The organism is Natronomonas sp. EA1, from assembly GCF_051195035.1.
Taxonomy (GTDB): domain Archaea; phylum Halobacteriota; class Halobacteria; order Halobacteriales; family Haloarculaceae; genus JBNTJV01.
The window spans coordinates 1-23,724 of the sequence record NZ_JBNTJV010000001.1 but is presented as its reverse complement, the minus strand read 5'-3'; the positions used below and the strand labels follow the sequence as shown (position 1 = coordinate 23,724).

Sequence of the window (23,724 nt, the reverse complement as noted above, 5' to 3'; positions counted from 1 at the left end):
CTGCGAGCGGATGCCACCCGTAGATAGCGGGATTTAAGCGGGTTGCGTGACCCCGTTCAGTTGGTATGAAGCTTCACGAGTATCAGGCGAAGGGTGTCTTCGCCGACGCCGGACTGCCGGTTCCGGACTCCACGCTCGCCGCCACGCCCGAGGAGGTCGTGGCCGCGGCCGAGGAGATCGGCTATCCCGTCGTCGTCAAGGCCCAGGTACAGGTGGGCGGCCGCGGGAAGGCGGGCGGCATCAAGGTCGCGCAAAACGCAGACGAGGCCCGCGAAGCCGCCGAGGAGATCATCGGGATGGACCTCAAGGGGCTCACCGTCGACCAGGTTCTCGTCGAGGAGGCCGTCGACTTCGTCAACGAGCTCTACGTCGGCGTGACGATGGATCGGACGGTCGGCAAGCCGGTCGCCATGGTCTCGACGCAGGGTGGCGTCAACATCGAGGAGGTGGCGGCGGAGGACCCCGATGCCATCGTCCGCGAGCACATCGACCCCGCGTTCGGCCTGCACCCGTATCAGGCCCGCCGCGCCGTCTTCGAGGCCGGCGTCCCGCGTGACGTGGCCAACTCCGTCGCCTCCGTGCTGACGACGCTGTATCAGCTCTGGGACGACAAGGACGCCACGGAGATCGAGGTCAATCCCGTGATGATCACGTCGGACCGCGACGTGGTCTGTGCCGACGCCGTGATGAACATCGACGAGGACGCGCTGTTCCGCCACCCGGACCTCGCCGAGATGGAGGAGGAGGCCGCGGAGGACGAACTCGAGGCCCTCGCGAACGACTACGGCTTCGACTACGTCCGCCTGGAGGGGAACGTCGGCATCATCGGCAACGGTGCGGGGCTCGTGATGACGACGCTCGACCTCGTCGACTACTTCGGCGGCAAGCCCGCCAACTTCCTCGACATCGGTGGCGGCGCGAAAGCCGAGCGCGTCGCGAACGCGCTGGATATGGTCTTCTCCGACGAGAACGTCGACGCCGTCGTCTTCAACATCTTCGGCGGTATCACCCGCGGCGACGAGGTCGCCAAGGGTATCAACGAGGCCTTAGAGAGCTTCGACGAGATCCCCAAGAAGGTGGTCGTCCGACTCGCCGGGACGAACGCCGAGGAGGGGATGGAGATTCTGAACACCGACCTCGTCACGGTGGAGGCGACCCTCGAGGACGCCGTCCAGCGTGCGGTCGAGTACGCGGGCGAGGAGGCGAACTAACATGTCCATTCTAGTCGACAACGACACGCGCGTCGTGGTACAGGGCATCACTGGCGGTGAGGGGAAGTTCCACACCGGCCAGATGGTGGAGTACGGCACGAACGTCGTCGCCGGGGCGGTCCCCGGCAAGGGCGGGCAGGAAGTGGACGGCATCCCCGTCTACGACACCGTCCGACAGGCCGCCCGCGAGGAGAACGCCAACGCCGCGGTCGTCTTCGTCCCCCCCGCCTTCGCGGCTGACGCGGTCTTCGAGGCGCTCGACTCCCCCGTCGACCTCGTCGTCGCCATCACCGAGGGGATCCCCCAGCAGGACATGGCGAAGGTGAACAAGCGCCTGAAGGAGACGGACACGGTGCTCATCGGCCCGAACTGCCCCGGCATCATCACGCCGGGCGAGGCCAAACTCGGCATCCTCCCGGGGAACATCTTCTCCGAGGGTGACGTGGGGCTCGTCTCCCGCTCCGGCACGCTCACCTACCAGGTCGTCGACAACCTCACCCAGCGGGGTATCGGCCAGACCACCGCGATCGGTATCGGTGGCGACCCCATCATCGGCACGGACTTCGTCGACGCGCTCGAGTACTTCGAGAACGACCCGGAGACGAAAGCCGTCGCGATGTGCGGTGAGATCGGTGGCGAGGACGAGGAGGAGGCCGCCGCGTTCATCGCGGAGCACATGGACACCCCCGTCGCCGGCTTCATCGCCGGGCGCACGGCCCCGCCGGGCAAGCGCATGGGCCACGCCGGTGCCATCGTCTCCGGTGGCGGCGGCGCCGGGACGGCGGAGTCGAAGATCACCGCCCTCAACGACGCGGGCGTCCCCGTCGGCGACACCCCGAACGAGGTCGCCGAGTACATCGAGGACTTCCTCTAAGCTCGATTTCTCCCGTTTTTCTCGCGTTCCGAGTGGCGACGCCGTTTCTCACTCCCCGAACTCGAACCCGTCCTCCTCGATGATGAACGGCCCCGCCGAGAGGGTGCGTTTCGCGACCGTCGCCACCCGGAGGACGTAGGCCGTGAGGACGGCGAACGGGCCGAGCGCGACGGTGTAAGCTGCCGCCGCGAACACGAGGATGAACGGGACCCCCGCGATTTCGCCGTCGATGAACTGGAGGTCCACGGCGAGGATGGCGTACGAGACGAGGAGGATGGCGGGCAAGGAGACGTACAGCAGGTCGGCCGCGAGCTCCGCGAACTCCCGCTCGAAGTAGAGCGATTTGAAGTACTCGCGCGCGGCGAGGAAGAACTGCAGCGCGTCGACGAGTTCGGCGATGGCCTCCGACGCCTCCTCGGGGAGCTGGTCGCCGTGGCGCGAGCGGAGTCGCCGGAGGGCGTAGAGCTGGCCCGCGTAGTCGTACTCGAGGGCGGCGAGCAGCACCTCGAAGGTGCCCGCGTCGGCCTCCTGAAGGGTGCGGTTCACCCGCTCCGTGTTCGCGGCGGCGTGGTCGAGATACGCCTCGACCTCGGCATCGAGGTCACCGGCGACGGCCTCGTCGGCACCGGGGTGGGCCGGCGTGCGCCCGGCGACGGCGTCGTCCAGCCGCTGGGCGCGTTCGAGGACGGCCCGCGTCATCGCGCGCAGGAACGCCGCGGGCTCCGCGGGGCTCACCTCCCGGTCGATGAGTGCCTCCGCGCTCTCGCGGAACTCCCGGGTCGACTCGACCCGCTCGCGCTGGCGACCCACCGGGGAGAGCTCCTGTGAGACGACGAGCGACGCGATGGAGGCGACGACGGAGACGAGGAGGATGACCCCCGACAGCAGCGTGTTCAGGAGCGCGGCGACGGAGCCCCGGTCGCCGAGCAGGGCGTTGATCTCACCCGGCGCGAGCGTGCCCAGCGGGAGGAGCGTGAGATAGACGCCGACCAGCAGCGCGAGCACCACGGCTCGACGGTTCCCGGTGAGCAGTAGCCAGCGACGCAGCGCCATTACCGGGGTCACTCACGGCGGGGCGATAAAGGGGCCGGAAGCGCGAGGACCCGGGCACGGACGGGGAGGCGCTTGCCGGCTCGTGAACCGTTTACCCGCTGTGGACCGAGTATCCGGCAATGAGCAGTCACCCGCCCGGTCCGAAGGGCCTCCCGTTCGTCGGGAACACCCACCAGTACGCACGGGACCCGTTCCGGTTCATGGACGCCTGTGGGCAGGCGTACGGCGACATCGTCGGCTTCGAACTCGCCGGCCGCCCCACGTACATGCTCACGCACCCGCGTGAGATCGAGCAGGTGCTCGTCGCGGGCGAGGCCGACTACGGCAAGCCCGTCTTCGGCGACGACGCGGTCCAGGAGCTGCTCGGCAACGGCCTGCTCCTCTCCGAGGGGGAGTTCTGGCGCGAGCAGCGCCAGCGCGCCCAACCGGCGTTCCACCCGGGCCGTATCGTCGACCTCGCGGACGACATGGTCGCCCACGCCACCGAGATGGTCGACTCCTGGGCGGACGGCGAGGTCATCGACATCCGCCAGGAGATGGCGGAGGTGACGGTGAAGATCATCGTCGACGCGATGTTCGGGACGAGCATCGACGACGAGACGACGAGCGAGGTGCAGGCGGCGCTCGAACCGCTCGGCGCCCGGTTCGAACCGGACGCCGTGCGCTTTCTCACCCCGCAGTGGGTTCCGACAGGGGAGAACCGGCAGTTCCGGGACGCTATCGCCACCCTCGAAGGGGTGCTCGACGACCTCGTCGCGGAGCGCCGCGGCACCGAACGCGAGGGTGAGGACCTGCTCTCCATCATGCTCCGGGCGCAGGCGGCCGGCGAGATCGGCGACGAGGTCCTGCGCGACGAGCTGATGACGATGCTGCTCGCGGGCCACGACACGACGGCGCTCACGCTCACCTACACGACGTATCTCCTCGACGCGAACCCCGAGGAGAAGACGCGGTTCCAGGCGGAGCTGGACGAGGTGCTCGGTGGCGAGGCCCCCACCGCGAGCGCCGTGCGCGAGTTCGCGTTCACCGACCGCGTGCTGAACGAGGCGATGCGGCTGTATCCTCCGGTGTATACGATGTTCCGCCAGCCGAAGCGCGACGTGACGCTCGCGGGCTACGACGTGGCGGAGGGGTCGCTGTTGATGCTTCCACAGTGGGTCGTCCACCGCTCGGACCGGTGGTACGACTCCCCCCAGGCGTTCGACCCCGACCGCTGGCTCCTCGACCGTGCCCGCGAGCGACCCACCTACTCCTACTTCCCGTTCGGTGGCGGCCCGCGCATCTGCATCGGCAAGCAGTTCTCGCTGTTGGAAGCGAAGCTCATCCTCGGTGTGCTCGGGCAGGAATACGACTTCGAGCGGGTGGGCAGCGGGGAGCTCGACCTGCGGCCGTCGCTCACCATGCATCCGGCTGACCCGGTCGAGATGCGGCTCTCGTCGCGTTAGATCTGTCGCCACTCACCGTCGGGGGCGAGCTCGTAGGTCACGTCGAACAGCGACTTGAGGGTGGCCTTCGTCTGCTGGTCGTGTGCCTCGGGGTCCATGTGGAAATGTGCGGTGGCCCCCGTGGAGTCGATGCGTTTCGTGAGCACGTGGAGGAACTGGAAGACGCGTCGGACCTCCGCGAACTGCAGAAGCGTCGTCAGCGAGTCGAAACAGACGACCGTCTCGTTGTCGCTGTCCTCCCACGCCGAGAGACACTGACTCGTCTTGATGCCGAGCCCAGTGAGGTCGCTCGGGTTCGACACCGACGTGATCTTCACGTCGCTCGCGGCCATCGACTCGTCCGCGGCGACGGCGGCCGCCGACCGGGTGGCCTCGCCGACGGTGATGATGCCGACCTCGGCCGGGAGGTCTCGATCCACCGTGCGTCGCCAGCGGTCGAGCACGTCGTCGGCCCCACCGGTGAGGGTGACGGAGAGGAGATTCAGATCCGCGGGAACGGCCGCCGAGCAGAGATGGCCACACGTCTCCTCGCCGGCAGAGTCGAGCGAGGGCGCGAGAAGGAGCACGCTGGAGGCGCCGGCAGGGGGCGTTGGCGTCGAGGCGGTGTCGACCGCCTCATCGTGCTTCGTCGAGACCATCCGTGTATCCTACCAAGACAATAAACCTCATCCGTCTTAATACCCTTCGGCATTTTCAATTCCTGATAACACTGGCAGGCGGATAGCAGCTCGCCTGATGGCTGGATGTCATTTTTGTCCCCGGGTGCGGGGGCAGAGAAACAGTTAATATATTGAATATATATGCAGAGGGATGAACAGAGATCTCGTCCGGGACGTCAGCGCGAACATGCGGAGTGCGATCTGCCGGTTCGCCGACCACGCACCGACCGGTGAATCCACCACCTTCGGCGGGCTGACCGCCGTCTCGAGTGGCCTGCCGAGCCCGATGTTCAACCGCGTGTTCGTCTTCGAGACCCCTGACGCGGAGACCCTCTCGACCGCGATGGCGTGGATGGCCGAGCAGGCCGTCCCCTATCTGGTGACCGCACCTGATACGGTCCGGACCGACCTCGAGCGGATCGCTCCGGACGTCGGACTCACCCGAACGCCGGACATCCACCCGGGGATGGCACTCGCCTCCCTCGACGCGCTCACCCCCGGAGAGGCTGCCACCGACCCGCCGACGGACGGGACGCCCGTCACCATCGAGCACGTGACTGACGAGGACGGGATCGCGGCGTTCGCGCAGGTCATGGCCGAGTCATTCGAGCTACCGCTCGAGTTCACACGGGTCGCGACCCCCCCGTCGATGCTCGACGACGACCACCTGACCCCGCTTCTCGGTCGGTGCGACGGGGATGCCGTCGCCTGCGGACTGCTCGTCCGCAACGACGACATCGCCGGCGTCTACTCCATCGGCGTGACCGACGCGAACCGACGGCGAGGCGTCGGCCACGCGATGACCACCGCCGTTCTGGAGGCCGGGCGCGACGCCGGCTGTGCCGTCGGGACGCTCCAGTCCTCACCCCTCGGCCACTCGCTGTACGAACGCATGGGTTTCGAAACCGTCGTGGACTACCACCAGTTCCAGCCCGTGTGAGGAGGCGCCGAGCTATCGGGCGTTGCAGAAGGACCGACTGACGGGCGTGCTCGCGGCGAGCAACGCTGTGAGGGGCGAGAAGTGGGTCGGGGCGGATTGTGAACCACGGTCGGACGTGCTCACTCCGTTACGCGCGCCCTCCCTGATTCAAATCCGCCCGCTCGTAACGAATTTGCGCCTCGCGGATTGCTCGGCGCAAAATTAGTGGGTCGGGGCAGATTTGAACTGCCGACTTCCTCCGTGTGAAGGAGGTATCATAACCGGACTAGATCACCGACCCAGCAAAAACGAGTAACCCGCGTTGTGACTTAAGAGTTGTCAACTACGCCGCGGGCTTGCGGTCTCGGGCGCGGTACTCGTCGAGTTTCGCGCGGGCCTTCCCGAGCGCCTCCTTGGCCTCGCCCTCGGCTTTCCCGTACAGCTCTTCGAGCTCCGCACGGAACTGGTCCATGCGGCCCTCCTCCGGCTCGTCGTCGCGTCGGGTGAGTTCGCCGAACTTCGCTTCGAGCCCGTGGACCTCCTCGGCCATCCCGGCCTTGGCGGTCTGGCCCGCGCGCTTCAGGTAGTATCGAGTGTCTTCGAAGTGCTTGTTCATACGATAACCCAAGGTAAGGCCGACACGAAGAAAACCTTATCGACGGTTCGAGGAGAAATACCGAGAGCAATAGCGAAGAATAGCGGACGTTCAGGCAGTCGTCTGGGAGGCGTTATCACCCCTGGCCGCGTTCGGATGAGTGCTATGTCGAAGGTACTGGTGACCGGTGCGACGGGGAGACAGGGTGGTGCGGTGATCGATGCGCTGCTGTCGGGGCAGTTCGGCTCGCACGAGGTGTTCGGGCTGACACGCGACGGGTCCAGCCCGCGCGCGCAGGCGCTCGCGGACCGGGGTATCACCGTCGTCGAGGGTGACATGACCGACGAAAAGCGCATGCGAGCCCTCTGTGACGGGATGGACGCGGTGTTCTGCGTGACGACGTTCTTCGAGGACGGCCCCGAAATCGAGACCGAACAGGGAGTCACCTGCGTCGACGCGGCGCAGGCCGCGGGCGTGGACCACGTCGTCTACTCCTCGGTGATGGCCGCCGACGGGGACACCGGGCTCGCGCACTTCGAGTCGAAGCGCGCCGTTGAGGAACACATCGACGAGGTGGGGATCGACGCGACGATCATCCGCCCGACGTTCTTCATGCAGAACTTCGAGGGGATGTGGCGGCCGGACATCGAGCAGGGACAGCTGGCGATGCCGCTGGCCCCGGACACGACGCTCCAGCTGGTGGACGCGACCGACATCGGCGTCGCCGCAGCGATGGCGATCACCGACCCCGAGACGTTCAAAGGAGAAGTCGTCGAGCTCGCCGGGGCGGAGCACACTTTAGAGGAGCTCTGTGCCGCGTTCAGCGAGGCGCTCGACCGTGATATCGAACCGGTCTACGTCGACGTGGAGGCGTTCCGGGCGGAGGCCGGCGACGAGATGGCCGATATGTTCGTATGGTTCAACGAGGTCGGCTACGACGTGGACATCGAAGCACTCGACGCGCTGGGAATCGACCCCACGACGTTCACGGAGTATCTCGCGAAGAACGATACGTGGCGGCCCGCACCCACCCCGACTCGCTGACGCGGGCGAGAGTCAGTATCAGTAGGTCGGGGCGTCCTCGGGGACGCCCTCCCGTTTGTTGACGACGCGCGCGAGCACGAACAGCGCGTCGGAGAGCCGGTTCAGATACTTCACCGCCGTTTCGTTGACGGGCTCGTCCGTCGCGAGCGCGACGGCACGCCGCTCGGCGCGGCGACAGACCGCCCGCGCGTGGTGGAGCTTCGCCCCCGGCGTGGACCCGCCCGGGAGGACGAACGACTTGAGCGGGTCGAGCTCCTCGTCGTGGGCGTCCATCCAGTCCTCGAGGACGTCGACGTGCTCTTCCTCGATATGGGGGGTGTCCTCGTCGTCCTTGTCCGGGCTCGCGAAGTCGGCCTGGATGATGTGGAGGTGGTTCTGGATGGTCTCCAGCTGCTCGTCGATGTCGTCGTAGCCCGACGGGCGGACCACACCGATGACGGAGTTCACCTCGTCGACGGTGCCGTACGCCTCGATGCGGGCGCTCGTCTTGGCGACACGCGACATATCCCGGAGGTCCGTCATCCCCTCGTCACCGCGGCCGGTGTAGATTTTCATACACCCCCGTTGGGTGCGCCGGACCTTAATGCCGCCCGTTCACACGGGTTCCGGAGCGGTTATCTTCTCAGCCTACCAACAAGAGGCGGTCATCTCACCGGATGACCAGGGAGAGGACGGGGGGAGCCGTCACGGCTGGCCAGCCGGACGACAGGGCGGCCCCCACGGGGATGGGGGCCACAGACGCCCTGTCCGACGCCGAGAGAACGGACGGGAACCATCGCCTGCGCGTCAGGTCGCTACGGATCGATTTCAGTGTTCAGTTCAGCGAGCGCGCGCTCCCACGCGTCGCGGGCGTCCGCGGGCGACAGCGGCTCCGGGGGGTCCGCGGGATGCTCCCCCAGCGCGCGGTGCCACCAGGCCACGTCGTGCCACCCGCCGTGTTTGTAGCCCGCGTCGGGCATCACACCGACCTCCTCGAAGCCGAACCGCTCGTGGAACGCCACGCTGCCCGGGTTCGGGAGCGTGATGACCGCGTAGGCGGACTGATACCCCTGCGCGGCCAGCGAGTCGAGGAGTGCGGTGTAGAGCGCCGTCCCGACGCCCTGCCCCTGGGCCGACTCCCGGAGGTAGATGGAGGTCTCGGTGCTCCAGCGGTAGGCGGCCCGGGAGCGCCACGCCCCGCCGTAGGCGTAGCCCAGGAGCTCCCCGTCGGCCTCACAGACGTACCACGGGAACCGCTCGGTCTTCGTCGCGATTCGATTCCGAAACGCCTCGACTGCGGGGACGGCCTCCTCGAACGTGATCGCCGTCTCCTCGACGTACGGCGCGTAGACCGCACGGATCGCGGCGGCGTCACCGGGAGTGACCTCGCGGAGGTGCATGCGGGGAGTGCGAGAGGGAGGACCGTGGCGGTTTCGGTCGCGTCCGATCTCACGCTACCCGCGATTCGTCCGAAATCGGGCGATTCGAGCGTCGAATCCGGCGTATTCGCCGGAGAGCGCCTCCGTGCGAATATCGGCGTCAGAGACGCGCTCTCACACGAAATCGGAGGTATCGCGGATATCTTGTGGATTATAAGGGAGCGATTCGTGGCTACGGGTGGTGACGGATCCGAACATGAACGAGACTACCACTTCGGCCCTTCGGCCCCGGACGAAACGATGAGACGACGATCACTCACCGCCATCGCGCTCGCGGTGGCTCTGACGGTCCCCTGGGTCGGCTACTCCATCGCCTCCACGCTCGGGCTGGTCGGTCACCTCGGCACGCTCTCGACCGTCGCCGTGAGCGGCCTCTCGGTGCTCGGCGCCTCCTTCCTGCTGGCGTGGGGGGCAGAAACTGCAGAGAAGGACGTGCCGCGCGCGTTCGCCATCGCCGTGCTGGCCGTCCTCGCCGTCGCCCCCGAGTACGCCGTCGACGCGCTGTACGCGTTCAACGCCGGACAGTTCGCCGGCACGCCCCGCGGCGCCGAGGCCGGGAACCTCGCCGTCGCCAACATGACCGGTGCGAACCGCATCCTCATCGGCATCGGCTGGGCCGGGATCGCCCTGTTTACGATATTCCGGTCCGGTGCCGACGACGACCCCGCCGTCGAGAAACGATCCGGCATCCTCAACGACGTGGTGACCCTCGACCGCGACATCGGCCTCGAGATCGTCTTCCTGCTCATCGCCACGCTGTGGGCCTTCCTCGTCCCATTCAACGGAGGAATCGACATCATCGACATGCTGTTCCTCGTCGGTCTCTACGTCGCCTACATCGTCATCATCCTGAAAGGCGACGTGGAAGAGCCCGAGGCTCACGTGGGCGTCCCCGCCTATCTCCAGCAGTACCCGAAACCGAAACGGGTCGCCACGGTGCTGGCGCTGTTCGCCTTCTCCGGCACGATGATCTTCACCGCGGTCGAGCCGTTCGCGCACGGCCTCGAGTCGCTCGGGCAGAACATCGGTATCCCTGCGTTCTTCATGATCCAGTGGGTCGCCCCGCTGGCCTCCGAGTCCCCGGAGCTCATCGTCGTCGCCTACCTCGTGAACAAGGCGCGCTCCACCGCGGGGTTCAACGCGCTCATCTCCTCGAAGCTGAACCAGTGGACGCTGCTCATCGGGACGCTCGTCGTCGTCTACTCCATCGGGCTCGGGCAGTACGGCGCGCTTCCGTTCGACCAGAAACAGCAGGGGGAGATCTGGCTCACGGCGGCCCAGTCGTTCTTCGCCATCGCCATCCTCGTGAACTTCAACATCTCCGTCCGCGAGGCCCTGCTGCTGCTCGTGTTGTTCCTCGCGCAGGTGGTCTCGGAGTTCCTGCTCATCCGCGGGGTGCTCGATATCCCCCTCTCTGATTATCAGCTCCTGCTCGCGTTCGCCGTACTCTACATGGTGCTCGGGACGGCGCTGTTCGTCGCCCGGCGCAAGTCGTTCGTCCGGCTCGTCCGGCGCACGGCGGGCACCATCGGCGATGCCTTTTCGGAGCGGGCGAACGCAGCCGAGAGTGGAAGTGACTGACCGTGTTCGACAGCCTCCTCATCACAACCGACGGCAGTGACTGTTCGGGGCGAGCTGCCCAGTACGGCCTCGAACTCGCCGCGTGCTACGACGCGGACGTGACGTTCGTCCACGTCCTCACCGACGAGACGGACGCCATGGCCGAGGAGACCAGCCGGAGTCCCGCCGACCTCGCGGACCACCTCCTCGACCAGTTCCGCGGCCTCGCGGCCAGCGTCGGCGTCGACAGCGAGACCCACGTCGAACGCGGCACGCCCGCGACGGTCATCACCGAGTACGCGGCGACGGCGGGCCACGACTGCATCGTCATGGGTCGCCACGGCCGCGCCGGCATCGGCGAACGCCTCCTCGGGACGACGACCGACCGCGTCCTCCGGCGGGCCGACGTGCCCGTGTTGACCGCCCCCGAAGGGGAGGGACCGGTCGCCTACGAGTCCCTCCTCCTTCCGACCGACGGGAGCGAGAACGCCGAACGCGCCGCCCCCGTCGCGGGCGATATCGCGACCCGTGCCGGGGCCACCCTCCACCTGCTCTCCGTCGTGGACGTGCAGGCCGCCGCGGGCGCGTTCGACGCCGGCGGCATCTCGAAGGAGTACGTGAAGCGACTGACCGACGAGGCAGACGCCGCGGTCGACTCGGCCGCAGCGCAGGTCGGCGACGTCGACACCGTCGAGCGTGTCCGGAAGGGAACACCCCACGAGGAGATCGCGGCGTACGTCGACGAGAACGACATCGACCTCGTCGTGATGGCCACTCGCGGGAGGTCGAACCTCACCGGCCAGTACCTCGGCGGGACGACGGACCGCACCCTCCGGACCGTCGACGCGCCCGTGCTGGTCGTCAGGTAGGCTCGCGCGCCGACCGGAGAGAGAACGCGTTTATTGGGAGTTTTACCTCCAGATAACAGGATTTCAGTAGGGGCCCATCGCGCCAATGACGCTGTGAATCCGTGAACTGAAATCTCTTAGACGGAAGATATCGGTACAGTATTCTTCCACATCGATAGGCAGTAGTACAGTATTCAGATTCATTTTCGACTATAAAAACGTGCTATTCGACCCTCATAGAATACTCACGAACGACGCAAGAATAATATCAAATCATCTACAGTACACAGTATATGGGGGTCGTACGTAGAGAGGGTGACTGGCGTCTTGATAAGCAGGATGATGGTATCTACGAAGTCACCTATCAGCAACGTTCAGAGATGAAGATTATCACAGAAGACTACCAACAGCGCGGCTTCATCGACGAGCGGACCGATTTCACCGTTCCAGTGCGAGAGGTCAATTCGTTCTCAGAGGCGGAAGCGCTCTTTGAGGAGGTGGCGCAGGGCAGCACCTCTCCAGTTGGAGGAATGGCCTCGCCAATCGACCATAACAGTAGTTCAGACACAGATATTGACCTTAGCGACGCGGAGGCAGACCTCTCGGATGTACCACCGGCAGGACTGTTCGTTGGCGGGCTCATAGTAGGTGGATTCCTCATCGTAGAAAGCGGGTTGGCCATCACCTCGACGATGTTTCTCATCGGTGGGGCGTTCCTGCTACTCCCGCTCGGTGTGACGGTATTGACCTACCGCGTGTACGCTACCAAGGGAGTTGGTGCGGCAATCAGCTTTCTGCTTACCACAGAAAACGGAGATAGTGAATCATCAAGTTCGGCCGACAGCGGGACAGAGCGGACACCGCCCGCGCCGGAGAAATTGAAAAATGACCTGTACTTTGAGCGCGCAAATCGGCAGTGCGAGTGGTGTGGCGAAGAAGTTGACTCACCCGACACGCACCACATTACACCCCGCGGGGAAGGCGGGCCGAACGAGCCAAGAAATCTAATTGTGCTCTGCCCGAACTGTCACCGAAAGGCCGACAGGGGAATGATTTCACGCTCGAAACTTCGCCGAGCTATCGACGCATAAATCACAGACTGTTACTGTAATACTCGGAGCCGGACTGATGCTTGTTGTCCGACTTCTACTGTAGTACAACGGTTTCCAGGGGCCATTATCAACTGAATTGAATTTTGGATTGGAGAAATGCGAACTCGTGACTCATGGCCCCACCATCTTCGGAGGATGGATTTGATGCGTGCCTTACTTTCAATATAAAATATTAATAAAATAGAAGAACGGAATAGGAAATCAGGATCCACACAGGAGGGGGGAAGAGTCTCGATTGCATTCAGCCGACGATCATTAGTCGTATATTTGTTGGAGTATACGCCCTATGAGAATCTATTTACTGCGAGCAGTCTAACTAGGAATATGTCTGTTGATCGGATCGCATTTATCTGTAAGGGGAACGCGGGCCGGAGCCAGATGGCGACGGCGTTTGCAGAGCGGGAACGTAGTGAACGAGGACTCGATATCGACATCGTGACCGGTGGAACGGACCCGGCCGATCACATCCATCAAGCGGTCATCGACGCGATGCAAGGGCGTGATATCGATATCAGCGACCGAACGCCCAGGAAGATCACGCCCGACGATATCGAGGACGTTGATTCCGTCGTCACGATGGGGTGTTCAGTGGATGAGTTCCGACCGCCTGATTGGACCGGTCAGAGCCAGCAGTGGGATCTTGAACATCCCGGCGGTGACGATGTCGACGAGATGCGCGGACAGCGTGACGAGATCGAACGTCGCGTCACTGCCTTCTTCGATGAGCTGGAGGCAACGGAGACAGACGGAGACCCCAGTACGGAGACGTAATGGGACTGCTCTTCAAACGTGATCTCCGGATACCGTTCGCTGTTCTCCTTGCGCAGTCGGTTGTCACTGTCGGGTTCGGTATCGCGAAGGTGTCGACAAATGCGAATGTGCTTTAATCAGAACTAGCTTCTCGTCAACCAGCACGTGCAATCAGTACACTATATGGAATCGACTCTGAATCACTCAATTACTGCTCAGAGGAGCATATAACCTGTGCGACGAGCGGTTCGATTTATTGTTGGTGTCGGTATGGGCGGTCTCATTTTGGGGGGATATCTCTACACAGTCGGTGCAGAGACGGTACTCAATCGAGTGATTGCTGTCAGCCCGTGGGTGGTCGGAGTCGTCCTCCTCCTCGTAATTCTGGAGGGGTTGGCGGACGCAATTGGTGTGTGGGCCTCAATTGAACCGCTGGGCGACGGACTCTCCGGGCCGGAGAGCGTTCAATTTGCACTCGCAGGAGACTTCTTCGATATACTCAGTCCAGCCGGACCCGTCAGTTCGGAGCCGATCATGGCACGATTTTTCAGCGTCGCGACGGGGACTGGGTATTCGGATGCACTCGGGGTCCGTTCGACCGCGAAATACGTAAAATCAGGATCACAGGTTATCTTCTCCGGTCTCGCCGGACTGTTCATTCTCGCTGGTTCCCCCGAAGTAACACCAGTTCTACTCACACTGGGAGTCTCGATTACTGGCCTCGTAGTTCTTGGTGGCGTCATTCTTCGGTCGCGAACATATCTCTCGACTGGTCTCGTCGCAGGGCTTACACCGGTTGTCACACGAGTTTCTGGCCTCTACCGCGACCAACCATATGACCGTGCGATCGTCGCGGATGCTGTCGATCGGTATTGGCAACGCATCGTCGACTTCCGAGAGACGCCCGGACTACTAGTCCTTATTACAGTGGGAGGACTCGTTGAACAGCTCTTGACGGCCACTGCGCTCTGGATCGCCCTCTCAGGATTGGGTGGCAACAGTGTGTTTCTCCCAATTCTGGTCATCATCCCGCTCCCACAGGTTGCTAGCGTCGTCCCGATTCCGGGGAGCCTCGGGGCATACGACCTGCTGTTGGGTGGAGCACTGGTCCTCGTTACTGGCGCCCCGAGCGTTAGCGCGACAGCAGCTGTCCTCCTCGTACGAACCCTCTCACTCCCGTTTGGCGCGATCGCTGGTGGAATTTGCGTTGCCTATCTGCGTGGATGGCGACCGAACAGAACGGATGGATGACCTGACCCGGGCCACACCGTATTGTGGGAGGCTGGTCAGTGGCCCTTCAATCCTCGTCTGACTGAAGCCTTCGGGAAACCAACGGCCAGGTGAAATCAACCACGAGCGCCACAGTAGTCACCCCGATCCCGACGAGCGAGAGGAGTTCTGGAAGCTTCATCCAGACTGGGAATACGTACGACGCCCACCCCTCGACCTGACGGACGAAGCCAACAGCTGCGTTCGCGTTCTCCGTCCGCCCCTCTAGCTGCCAGCCAGGCACGGTTTCACCACGTTCCTCGGGGACGCCTTTTCGGTCTACAGCATACGGGAGTTGGACACCCGAGTACTCCCAGACGATCTCTCCTGCTGCATTCACCTCGATGACGCGATTGTGAAGGGAATCGGCAATCAGCGTGTTGCCGTTCGGCAGCCGATCCGCATCACGCGGCCACTGGAGGATGTCGTCACCGCCATACGTCCAGACTGCGGTTCCGCTCTCGAGATCATACTCAACGACTCGGTCGTTTTCGCTGTCGGCAACGAGGACCGTCCCCCACTCCGTCAGGCGATGCGGATTGTGCTGTTCGTAGAGGAAGCTGTGATTCCCCGGCTGGCCGATGACATCGACGATTCGATTAGTCTCGGGATTCACCTCGACGATCACGTCGAAATTCCGGATCGAGAGCTGGAAGTTCCCGTTTGGTAACTGGTCGATATCGTTCATATGGGTCCAGTCGCTTTCGGGCCCCTGTCGCTCGGGACTCCCGTATTGCTGGTCGAACTCTGATCCTTCACCCAGTCGCTTTGTCCCGTTCCAGTTCCAGGTAATCGACCCATTCTGTGCGACGGTGAACGCTCGGTTGTTCCCCATGTCGATGATCGCTGTTTCCCCGCTGTCGAGGCGGTCCACATCGTGGACCTCGTGGTGTTGGACGAATTCGTCGTACCAGGTGTATCGCCAGACGATCTGGGTTTCGTTGTGTTGGAGCGCATCCCCGTCAAGCTCGAGGACACGGTTGTGAACGCATTCGTCCTCGACCTGGTTGAGCTGGTCTGGCGGACAGTTTTCAGGAGCTGTCTTCGTAGCAACCGCGACGAGTACGTTTCCGTTCTCGAGGTATTCTGCGTCGAAGACCCGCGAGTTCGGGGGGTCGAACTCCCAGTTGACGGTCCCGTTCTGACTGACCTCGATGAGTCGGCCGTCGTACTTGTAATCCTGGACGCTGATGAGTGTCGCTCCGGGATAGGTGTCTCCGGACTGTGCGACGGTTTCGGATGTATCTGCTAACACTGCTTGCCCTCCGAGGGCGGCAGACAGGAGGATCAGCACGATGAGGAGCCGACTCCGCCGAGATCCCGACCCGAGCCATTGACGGGGTACGATGTCATGTTCCATATTATGATGAATTCAGGCGGCGAACGCGTGCGACAGTCTGTCGGGCCTTGGCCGAAATCCCCTGCCGATTGACAACCGCCTCTATGATGATCCATGGTAGCAGAAGTACGGCCCCAAAGACGAGGTAGACGAGACTCCACGGAGCCATCCAGACCGGTTTGATCCACTGGGAGACACCCTCCCACGTCTCGGCGATCTCCGAAGTGAGCGATTCGAGCGGCGTTCCGCCGAACGTCGTTTTGAGCCACTCGGGGAACGTCGCCGTTCCCGTGCCTGTTCCCGGCGTCTCACCGGCGCTTCCGGAGAGTTGGTACGAGCCGGAGACGTTCTGGTCGAGCATCGTCGGGCCGTCAGGTTCGTTCCCGTATGCGGCGCGCTCGGCATCGAAGGGTGCCCACGGCGTGTACACTTCCCAGACGATCTCACCCGTTGGTGTCACTTCGATTACGCGGTGGCCCAGCGAATCGACGATGAGTGTATTCCCGTTCGGGAGTCGGTCCGCATCACGCGGCCAGTTCAGTTGGTCATCACCCACTGTCCAGATCTGCTGCCAGTTACACGCTCCCGAATCAGTCCGGTTGACACAGCTATACTCGACGACCCGGTCGTTTTCGCTGTCCGCAACGAGGATCGTCGGCGTGCCGTTTTTCGACTCGAGGTATTGGGGGTCGTGCTGTTCGTTCAGGACCGAGTACTTCTGGTCGGCGCCGAGTCGCATCGTGATGTTCTTGGTCGACCGATTGACGACGATGACCTGATCGAAGTTCCGTGGGGAGACCAGGTATTCCCCGTCTCCGATTTTGTCGACGTCGTTCACGTGTGTCCAGTCCTCGCTCATTCCGCCGTCGGTCCCGTTCGGATAGTGATTTTTGAAGTACCACTCCCAGACGATGCGGTCTTTGGAGAGGTCGTAGATGAACACCCGGTCGTTGCTCGTCCCGTTCTCGTACTCGCGCATGTTGGCGACGAGCAGTTGATCGCCGTTGATCAGGTCCACGTCATGCGTATCTTCGATACTGAAATTCTGTTGCCAGACGCGCTCTTTGGTTTCGGGATTCAGTTCGTAGACTAGCGTCTTTCCAGGTGCAGTATTCACCACGAGTAGGTTTCCGTTCGGAAGTGGATCGGTGTTATAGAACCAGCTAACGCCACGTTTCGAGCCGTTGTATATCCACTCTGGCTGCGCCCGTGGGCCAGCTGCCACGAGCCGGGCTGGCTTCTTTTTCGCCCCTTCGCCTTGGAAATGGAAACCTTGGACGGCAACGTACGTGGTTCCGTTTGCTGCATCTTCGACGGTTCCAGCCTGAATCTCAGGGGGTTCGTAGGTCGCTGTGAGGGCTGTGCTTGCTCCGAACGACGCGATGATGAGAAGGGCCAAGCTCCCACGAAGGAGCCATGCCAGAGACAACGGAGGGCGACGCACTACCGACACCTCCGGTGGTTGTTGTATGTGTTTTGTGATTCGCTCATACGTACGCCTCAAACTCTTCCCCGAATGCGAGGAAGTAACCCGTCCCGATGACACCGATCACGGCCGCGATAGTGAACGCGATCTCCGGATTCACGAATTCCCACAGATAGCCACCAAGAGCCGCACTCGGAATAACGACCGTGTTCCGGAGCAGGTAGTAGGTACCCGTCACGCGGCCGCCGGCGTCGGCCTCGGCGGGTCCGACGATCAATGCCTTGTGTGAGGGTAAACCAGCGAAGCGAAGCCCGGAGAACGCGAAGATGAGGATCATCGCCCACGAGAGCGGCATCACCGACGTGAGAACCTCTGGCCCACTGATGAGTACGATTGGGAAAAGGGCGTAGACTGCGAACCCAAGCGCGACGACGGGCTTGAGGCCGACTCGCTCGGCGACTTTCGCGGCTGGCGCCATCGAGAGGAGGGCAATCAACATCTCGACGCCGAGCAGGTACCCGAAGAACGCCTCCGGCGAAAGATCGATCGCATATGAGAAGCCAGCCAGTGAGACGGTCGTCTCGAAGCCAACCTGGTAGAACTGGGTGATCACCAGCACGAAGAAGACGTACACCATCCCGTTGGCGAACCGGACGAGCGTGTCACCGACGAGCAGCGGCCGGAGCGCCGACGGCATCTCGCGGAGGTCTGCCCGAATCTGTGCCACCCCCTCGAAGGAGTCACCGATGGAGTCCTCACTGGCGTCGTAGAGGACGTGTTGAGCGACTGTTCCGATGATACCGAAGACGACAGCGACGGCGAGGACGTACTGGAAACTCACCGTGAAGTCCGGGTGGAAGCCGATGAGGACGGCCGCGAGTACCGGCCCGATGAGGAATGCCGTCCGGCGGAACGTCTCAGTGCTGGCGAAGCCAGCGGCCAGCCTGGAGGGATCGGTCGCCTGCTTGACGACGGCGAACGTTGCACCCAACCCGAATGACTTCCAGCCTTGCGCGAGCAGCAGCCCGACGAAGATCCAGATCCAGGGTGGGATCGTCACACTGGCAATCGTGATCACGCCGAGGTTCGGTGCGACCAACCAGACGCCGAAGCCCAGAGTCGAAATCAACCCGAACAGCGTGAGCGCGTATCGCGAGCCGATGCGGTCCGAGATAGCGCCACCGGGATACGGGAACACTGCCGAGACGATGTTGCTGACAGTCCCGAAAAGACCGACAACGAATCCGGACGCCCCGAGTGCGACGATGTACTCGGGGATGAATCGACTGGTCATCTGGAAGCCGAGGCTGAACGCGAACATCGCCAGCGACAGCACCAGCACGTCCCGCTCGAGCGCGAAGAACTGCCGGAAGGTGTCCAGTGGGCCCGTTTCCTCTACGTCGACGGATACTTGTTCCTGACTCATCGGTCGTTGCGGGAGTGCTTTGCTTGGTTACGTGATTCGGTCCACCGCAAACGTACGTTTCCTGGAATACTGCCTGTTGTTCGAATGGGGAACCCGCTCATCATACTCACAACGTGAACGCCCGGGTATATAGATTCTTATGGACGGCTAACCTAAACAGATTTACCGAGTGTGTCCACATCCATGAACCAGAAACCTAGCCACCAACCCGTGACTATACCTCGATGGTCTGCGATTCCGGGGGCCGTCCACGATGACTGAGGATTGGCTGCCAGCGGAGACGTTGAAACACTTGGAGACACAGATCGCCTTCAGTTCGGACCGCATCTACTTCCGATTCCGCTGGGATCAGCCCCACCCCGGCGGGTGGATCCACGACATGCTGGTGTATCAGGACGGAGAGTGGCGGCAGTTTGCGGATCCGTCACCGTGGGTGACCGCTACCGAGAACCCAGAGCACACTGGATTCTACGAGGACCGCGTGAGTTTTCTGCTTGACGACGGTTCAGTCAAGGGCTTCGAGGAGTTCGGCGGTTGGTTGACTGTCCACGACGGAATGCGGTCGTTGCCCAGCGAGGTTCCGGAACCCGAGGTACAGGCGCACGAGCATTTCGGCCCGGATGGCCTCGACAAGACAGATATCCGGAAGTACATTCCGCAAGCCTGCGATGGCGAGTGGTGGGAAAACGACTGGCGGGAAATGAAATCGCAACCGGAGCTCGAACGTCTCAAGCGAGAGGGTGTGTTCCTCGACCTCCCGATGTGGCGGGCCCACCGGAGCAATCCCAAGGGATTCGGCACGGACCACCACGTCCTCGACTATCGTCACAGCGACCAGGGCCACAACACGTACACAACTCAGGAGTGGGATCCCGAGGACGGCCCCGAGCTCATGTGGGACCCTGCGGTCGTGGAGGGTGGAGCACTCGATTACCACGAGATTCGTGACGGAGCGTTCCCCGATCAGCAGGAGGGCACGTACGCACTGGAGATGGAGGACGCCGTGCCGTTCGACCGGACCGTCGCGGAGTGGGAAGGAGCGATGATTCCACGCCGGCCGCTCCGCGACCCCGTGGGGAGCGCGGCGGACTGGAAGGCGAGTGGGGTCTGGGATGATGGCGAGTGGGTCGTCGAGATGTGGCGCGACCTGCAGACAGACCATCCGCTGGATACGACACAGCTGGAACCGGGCGGGGTCTACACCTGGACGCCGGCCGTCCACCACGGCGCCGGACAGCGCTGGCACTGGGTCGGGTACCCCTACAAGCTCGGACTCGGGGCCGAACCCGACTACGCCGGCGACCAGTATACGGCCGGACCGACCGAACTCGTTGCGACGGAGTTCACCGGCGCCACACCTGACTGGGACCGTATCGAAACGTACACGCTGCCCCTCGTGTTCCCGGGATTGCTCACTTGGAACGACCTCGTCGACGAGTCCCATCCGCGGGCTGACGACGTCCGAGACGCAGCAGTCACGATGTGGGAACTCTACGAGAACGCCCCGGAATCGTTTATTGGATAATTAACCTCTCTGTCCCTGTGCCAGTTTCGACGGATCGCTCGGTAGGGGGTCAGAGAGCGACCAGTAGTTCGTAGACGATACCTGCAACGATCCCGACCCCGATCGTCCGAAGGACACTCTGGTTGAATCGAAGGTGGAGGACTCCAGCGAGTCCCGCGATCCCGAACGCCGGAAGATTGACCGATGGTACGATCGGAAGGAGCAGCTGCATTCCGTAGCTGTCGACGAGAATAGTCGAATTGAAGAGTGTCTGGACGGCGAACCAGAGGCCGAGGTTCACGATGACGCCGACGACGGCGGCGGTGACCGCCGATAATGCCGCCGTGATAGATGTTCGACCACGAAGGTATTCGATGTACGGGGCGCCAACAAAGATCCACAGAAAGCTCGGAACGAAGGTCACCCACGTAACGACGACCGAGCCTGCGATACCGGCGACCAACGGATCCAGGGTACCTGGATTCCGGTAGGCCCCCATGAACCCGACGAACTGGACGACTTGGATGAGCGGCCCCGGTGTCGTCCCTGCGAATCCGAGACCATCCAGCATCTCGCCGGGTAGCAGCCACTCGTAGGTGAGGACCGCCTCTTGGGCAACGTACGCGAGCGCCGCGTACGCTCCGCCGAACGACACCGCCGCGACGAGACTGAAGAACAGTCCTTCCTGAACGAGGACGTTGCTGCGGCCGAGGAGGGCACCGAGTACGAGAAGCGGGCCGAACCAGACGACCAGCCAGGTGGTTAGCGTCCCCAACGCCTGCCGTCTGGACGGGCGGCCGTCGGCTGGCGCATCGGAGATGACTGCTGTGGTGGCGTCCGCGTCGTGCCCGGTCATCACGGTGAACGTGTCCGGTGCGAGTCGGTAGCCGAGAAACCCGATCAGCCCTGCGCCGATGACGATGATGGGGAACGAGACATTGAAGACGTACATGCCGATGAACGCAGCGACGGCGAGCAGGACCATCGCCCGGTTCTCGAACACTTGCCGACTCAGACTGAGGACGGCCGCGAACACGATCACGAGCACGGCGGCCTTGAGACCGAAGAGCAGGCCCGTCACGACCGTGAGTTCCCGGTAGGTAACGTAGAGGATACTCAGTGCGAGGATCGAGAGAAAGCCGGGGAGGACGAACAACCACCCGGCGATGAGCCCCCCTCTGGTCCCATTGAGAAGCCAGCCGAGATAGACGGACAACTGCTGGGCTTCCGGACCGGGCAACAACATCGTGTAGTTGAGGGCGTGAAGGAAGCGTCGCTCGCTCACCCAGCCGCGTTCCTCGACGACGTACCGGAACATGACCGCAATCTGGCCGGCCGGTCCCCCGAAGCTGGATGCTGCAACCCGCGCCCAGGTCCACGTCGCCTCCCGAAGCGTCGGCATCGATACCGACAACCCATCTGATTGGTCTTTTTCTACCCGGTGCTCCTCTTCCATCGTTCCCAGTGAGATAGTGCTATTTGTGAACCTTTCCGTCCGATACACCGATTGACTGTCGTTGATAGACCGTAGTAAACGATAAGAGCGACCAGATCAGCGTTGGTATTTCGGGGTTCTGGCCGAGCTTCGGAGGGTCAAACAGGGTCGGTGTGCTGTTTGGCGAGAGGCCGGCGTCGGCGACGGTACCCATCCGGAGTTTGACGTCCATTCTACAGGAAAGACGGTGGAGTCAGTCCTCTTCTCTGTAGAATAACGCTTCCTTCGATGCGTTACAGTCCGGACACTGCTCTGGGAGGACTTCTTTGTCTGTAAGATCACCTGTCTCTCCACATTCGCTACAGCGCCACATAGTGTAGCTCTGCCCGAGAGCGTCTGGAGTGTCACCGATCGGAACCTCTGTTTCTTCCTTATTTCCCTCTACCGGAGGTCGGTCGCTTTCTGGCACCATACTTCACCATTGTTCCTGGGAGATAAATCGTTTTCCTACAGTAGTCTATTAGAATCGATTTACTTTGACGGGGTTTTATTCTGCTTCCCACCTTCATCGCCTTTATGACCGGCAGGAAGAACGCGATGCTCACCACCGAAGATCGGCGGTGGTTGACCGGGGAAAAGGTCTACGAGGGGCAACACGCGAAACAGCAACGGTATCAGCGCCGACGCGACATCCGTGAACGCGTCTATAATTCGATGCTCGATTTCTCGATCCTGCTCGACGAACTCGACGATGAAGAGTGGCACGAGATATTTGGTGAGATCTCCGATGGGGGACAACACTGGCAAAACGCGGACGAGGATCTCCAAGCCGGGGTTCGTGATGGACTGGCGTTTCTCCTCCGGACGATTGGTATCGCTACGCTGATGCGTGACGGGCAGACATCGGAGGGGACGGTTCCGGAGCGGATGTTCACGACCGCCCTTCGTCGCGCCGGGCATCGAGATGGGCTGCTCGTCGACGCGGTCTCGCTGGACATCGATGCGACGGATGTGGGGATTCCAGAACTCCTCGAGGGGCTTCAGTCGGACGAACCCTTGTCCGCCGGCAGTCTCTATCTGCTGATGGAGAGCGGTGCTGTCGACACAGACGTTGTTCAGGAGTGCCTGCGCGAGCAGCTCTCTGATGAGGAGCTGGAGGGGGTGTGAGTTATGTCAATTACATCGAAACGCGAGCTATTCGACCGGGAACTCCGTAAACTCTACCACGCCGAGATCGAAATCCTCGATCTGCACAGCGATCTTTCCGATGCTGCTGCGAGCGAAGAGGTACGAGCGATCTTCGGTGGCCACGAAGGCGACACGGTTGACCAGATCGACCGCATCGAGGAAATTTTCGCGGTGCTCGATATGGAGCCCCGTGAGCAAGGGAGCCCGATTATGGAGGGTCTGCTTGCCGAGAAAGACCAGTTCGTGGCCGAGGTAGAGGACGACGACCTCCGGGATCTGGATGTAATCAGCATTGGAATGATCAACGAACGACTCGAGATCACGCTCCTCGACCGACTTATTATGCTTGCCGATGAACTTAATCTCCCAGATCCAACGGTGTCGAATTTGAACGAAAATCGAATTGAAGCACAGAAAGCACTTGAGCAAATGCAACAGTTCCTTGAAGAGCGCCGGCATCAGTCAGAGACGCACTAACCGATCTATTTAATAAATCTGAGCCTTGTAATAAACGGTCTCGACTTCTATAATCTCAAAGTACGAGTTCAATGCGTTTCCTCATTTAATATCGACGCTCTTCGGAAGCAGATTGTTGGTCGGGTAGAGCTGGCGCTGTGAAAGCGTAGCGGGCAAGGGTGACGCGACAGCG

24 protein-coding genes and 1 tRNA gene are annotated in these 23,724 nt (G+C 62.5%); 13 read left to right on the top strand and 12 right to left on the bottom strand.

Annotated elements, in window-relative coordinates; all coding sequences use genetic code 11:
* The first annotated feature begins 65 nt into the window (after positions 1 to 65).
* Both sucC and sucD read left to right on the top strand, forming a co-directional pair.
* Positions 66 to 1,211: an ADP-forming succinate--CoA ligase subunit beta gene (sucC, locus tag ACQUQR_RS00125; RefSeq protein WP_435193781.1), complete on the top strand. Its 1,146-nt coding sequence runs from the start codon at positions 66 to 68 to the stop codon at positions 1,209 to 1,211.
* Between the two features lies 1 nt (position 1,212).
* Positions 1,213 to 2,085, top strand: a complete 873-nt coding sequence (gene sucD / locus ACQUQR_RS00120) for a succinate--CoA ligase subunit alpha (RefSeq protein WP_435193780.1) — start codon at positions 1,213 to 1,215, stop codon at positions 2,083 to 2,085.
* Positions 2,086 to 2,133: 48 nt separating this feature from the next.
* Here the strand turns inward: sucD and ACQUQR_RS00115 are convergent, their stop codons facing one another.
* The gene (locus tag ACQUQR_RS00115) at positions 2,134 to 3,138 is read right to left on the bottom strand and encodes a hypothetical protein (RefSeq protein WP_435193779.1); all 1,005 of its coding nucleotides are present in this window, start codon (positions 3,136 to 3,138) and stop codon (positions 2,134 to 2,136) included.
* Between the two features lie 119 nt (positions 3,139 to 3,257).
* On the opposite strand from ACQUQR_RS00115, the gene ACQUQR_RS00110 reads away from it, so the two are divergent.
* Positions 3,258 to 4,583, top strand: coding sequence for a cytochrome P450 (locus ACQUQR_RS00110; protein ID WP_435193778.1), 1,326 nt, complete (start codon positions 3,258 to 3,260; stop codon positions 4,581 to 4,583).
* On the opposite strand, the gene ACQUQR_RS00105 is transcribed toward ACQUQR_RS00110, so the two are convergent.
* Entirely contained in the window at positions 4,580 to 5,221 is a 642-nt protein-coding gene (locus ACQUQR_RS00105; protein ID WP_435193776.1) for a DUF7504 family protein, read from the bottom strand. The genes ACQUQR_RS00110 and ACQUQR_RS00105 overlap by 4 nt on opposite strands.
* A gap of 172 nt (positions 5,222 to 5,393) precedes the next feature.
* Here ACQUQR_RS00105 and ACQUQR_RS00100 point away from each other — a divergent pair, with 172 nt between their 5' ends.
* Complete coding sequence (locus ACQUQR_RS00100; protein WP_435193774.1) at positions 5,394 to 6,182, top strand: GNAT family N-acetyltransferase; 789 nt, start codon at positions 5,394 to 5,396, stop codon at positions 6,180 to 6,182.
* Between the two features lie 205 nt (positions 6,183 to 6,387).
* Here ACQUQR_RS00100 and ACQUQR_RS00095 read toward each other — a convergent pair.
* A tRNA-Val gene (locus ACQUQR_RS00095) sits at positions 6,388 to 6,462 on the bottom strand.
* A gap of 42 nt (positions 6,463 to 6,504) precedes the next feature.
* The gene (locus ACQUQR_RS00090; RefSeq protein WP_435193772.1) at positions 6,505 to 6,777 is read right to left on the bottom strand and encodes a DUF7553 family protein; all 273 of its coding nucleotides are present in this window, start codon (positions 6,775 to 6,777) and stop codon (positions 6,505 to 6,507) included.
* Positions 6,778 to 6,921: 144 nt separating this feature from the next.
* Between ACQUQR_RS00090 and ACQUQR_RS00085 the strand changes: the two genes are divergently transcribed.
* Positions 6,922 to 7,800, top strand: coding sequence for an NmrA/HSCARG family protein (locus tag ACQUQR_RS00085; RefSeq protein ID WP_435193770.1), 879 nt, complete (start codon positions 6,922 to 6,924; stop codon positions 7,798 to 7,800).
* Between the two features lie 18 nt (positions 7,801 to 7,818).
* Here the strand turns inward: ACQUQR_RS00085 and ACQUQR_RS00080 are convergent, their stop codons facing one another.
* Both ACQUQR_RS00080 and ACQUQR_RS00075 read right to left on the bottom strand, forming a co-directional pair.
* Complete coding sequence (locus tag ACQUQR_RS00080; RefSeq protein WP_435193768.1) at positions 7,819 to 8,355, bottom strand: cob(I)yrinic acid a,c-diamide adenosyltransferase; 537 nt, start codon at positions 8,353 to 8,355, stop codon at positions 7,819 to 7,821.
* 239 nt (positions 8,356 to 8,594) lie between these two features.
* Positions 8,595 to 9,179: a GNAT family N-acetyltransferase gene (locus ACQUQR_RS00075; RefSeq protein WP_435193766.1), complete on the bottom strand. Its 585-nt coding sequence runs from the start codon at positions 9,177 to 9,179 to the stop codon at positions 8,595 to 8,597.
* Between the two features lie 279 nt (positions 9,180 to 9,458).
* Between ACQUQR_RS00075 and ACQUQR_RS00070 the strand changes: the two genes are divergently transcribed.
* From ACQUQR_RS00070 to ACQUQR_RS00050, 5 genes are all read left to right on the top strand, one after another.
* Entirely contained in the window at positions 9,459 to 10,799 is a 1,341-nt protein-coding gene (locus tag ACQUQR_RS00070; RefSeq protein WP_435193764.1) for a sodium:calcium antiporter, read from the top strand.
* Between the two features lie 2 nt (positions 10,800 to 10,801).
* Complete coding sequence (locus tag ACQUQR_RS00065) at positions 10,802 to 11,647, top strand: universal stress protein (protein WP_435193763.1); 846 nt, start codon at positions 10,802 to 10,804, stop codon at positions 11,645 to 11,647.
* 272 nt (positions 11,648 to 11,919) lie between these two features.
* Complete coding sequence (locus ACQUQR_RS00060) at positions 11,920 to 12,717, top strand: HNH endonuclease (protein ID WP_435193761.1); 798 nt, start codon at positions 11,920 to 11,922, stop codon at positions 12,715 to 12,717.
* Between the two features lie 345 nt (positions 12,718 to 13,062).
* Positions 13,063 to 13,509: a low molecular weight phosphatase family protein gene (locus ACQUQR_RS00055; RefSeq protein WP_435193759.1), complete on the top strand. Its 447-nt coding sequence runs from the start codon at positions 13,063 to 13,065 to the stop codon at positions 13,507 to 13,509.
* A 213-nt stretch (positions 13,510 to 13,722) separates the two neighbouring features.
* Positions 13,723 to 14,739, top strand: a complete 1,017-nt coding sequence (locus ACQUQR_RS00050) for a lysylphosphatidylglycerol synthase transmembrane domain-containing protein (protein ID WP_435193757.1) — start codon at positions 13,723 to 13,725, stop codon at positions 14,737 to 14,739.
* A 46-nt stretch (positions 14,740 to 14,785) separates the two neighbouring features.
* On the opposite strand, the gene ACQUQR_RS00045 is transcribed toward ACQUQR_RS00050, so the two are convergent.
* From ACQUQR_RS00045 to ACQUQR_RS00035, 3 genes are all read right to left on the bottom strand, one after another.
* Positions 14,786 to 16,012: an aryl-sulfate sulfotransferase gene (locus ACQUQR_RS00045; protein ID WP_435193756.1), complete on the bottom strand. Its 1,227-nt coding sequence runs from the start codon at positions 16,010 to 16,012 to the stop codon at positions 14,786 to 14,788.
* 106 nt (positions 16,013 to 16,118) lie between these two features.
* The gene (locus ACQUQR_RS00040) at positions 16,119 to 17,495 is read right to left on the bottom strand and encodes an arylsulfotransferase family protein (protein WP_435193755.1); all 1,377 of its coding nucleotides are present in this window, start codon (positions 17,493 to 17,495) and stop codon (positions 16,119 to 16,121) included.
* 88 nt (positions 17,496 to 17,583) lie between these two features.
* On the bottom strand, positions 17,584 to 18,948 hold the full coding sequence (locus ACQUQR_RS00035) for an MFS transporter (protein WP_435193754.1): 1,365 nt from the start codon (positions 18,946 to 18,948) through the stop codon (positions 17,584 to 17,586).
* Between the two features lie 253 nt (positions 18,949 to 19,201).
* Between ACQUQR_RS00035 and ACQUQR_RS00030 the strand changes: the two genes are divergently transcribed.
* A complete protein-coding gene (locus ACQUQR_RS00030; RefSeq protein WP_435193752.1) occupies positions 19,202 to 20,473 on the top strand; it encodes an ethylbenzene dehydrogenase-related protein in 1,272 nt (423 codons plus the stop codon).
* 49 nt (positions 20,474 to 20,522) lie between these two features.
* On the opposite strand, the gene chrA is transcribed toward ACQUQR_RS00030, so the two are convergent.
* Genes chrA through ACQUQR_RS00015 form a run of 3 tightly spaced genes read right to left on the bottom strand, consistent with a single transcriptional unit; the run spans position 20,523 to position 22,359 of the window.
* Positions 20,523 to 21,908, bottom strand: a complete 1,386-nt coding sequence (gene chrA / locus ACQUQR_RS00025; RefSeq protein ID WP_435193751.1) for a chromate efflux transporter — start codon at positions 21,906 to 21,908, stop codon at positions 20,523 to 20,525.
* A 19-nt stretch (positions 21,909 to 21,927) separates the two neighbouring features.
* A complete protein-coding gene (locus ACQUQR_RS00020) occupies positions 21,928 to 22,119 on the bottom strand; it encodes a hypothetical protein (protein WP_435193750.1) in 192 nt (63 codons plus the stop codon).
* Positions 22,120 to 22,140: 21 nt separating this feature from the next.
* Positions 22,141 to 22,359, bottom strand: a complete 219-nt coding sequence (locus ACQUQR_RS00015) for a DUF7130 family rubredoxin-like protein (protein ID WP_435193749.1) — start codon at positions 22,357 to 22,359, stop codon at positions 22,141 to 22,143.
* Between the two features lie 104 nt (positions 22,360 to 22,463).
* On the opposite strand from ACQUQR_RS00015, the gene ACQUQR_RS00010 reads away from it, so the two are divergent.
* Positions 22,464 to 23,054: a hypothetical protein gene (locus ACQUQR_RS00010; RefSeq protein WP_435193747.1), complete on the top strand. Its 591-nt coding sequence runs from the start codon at positions 22,464 to 22,466 to the stop codon at positions 23,052 to 23,054.
* Positions 23,055 to 23,057: 3 nt separating this feature from the next.
* Positions 23,058 to 23,552: a DUF892 family protein gene (locus ACQUQR_RS00005; protein ID WP_435193745.1), complete on the top strand. Its 495-nt coding sequence runs from the start codon at positions 23,058 to 23,060 to the stop codon at positions 23,550 to 23,552.
* Positions 23,553 to 23,724: the final 172 nt, after the last annotated feature.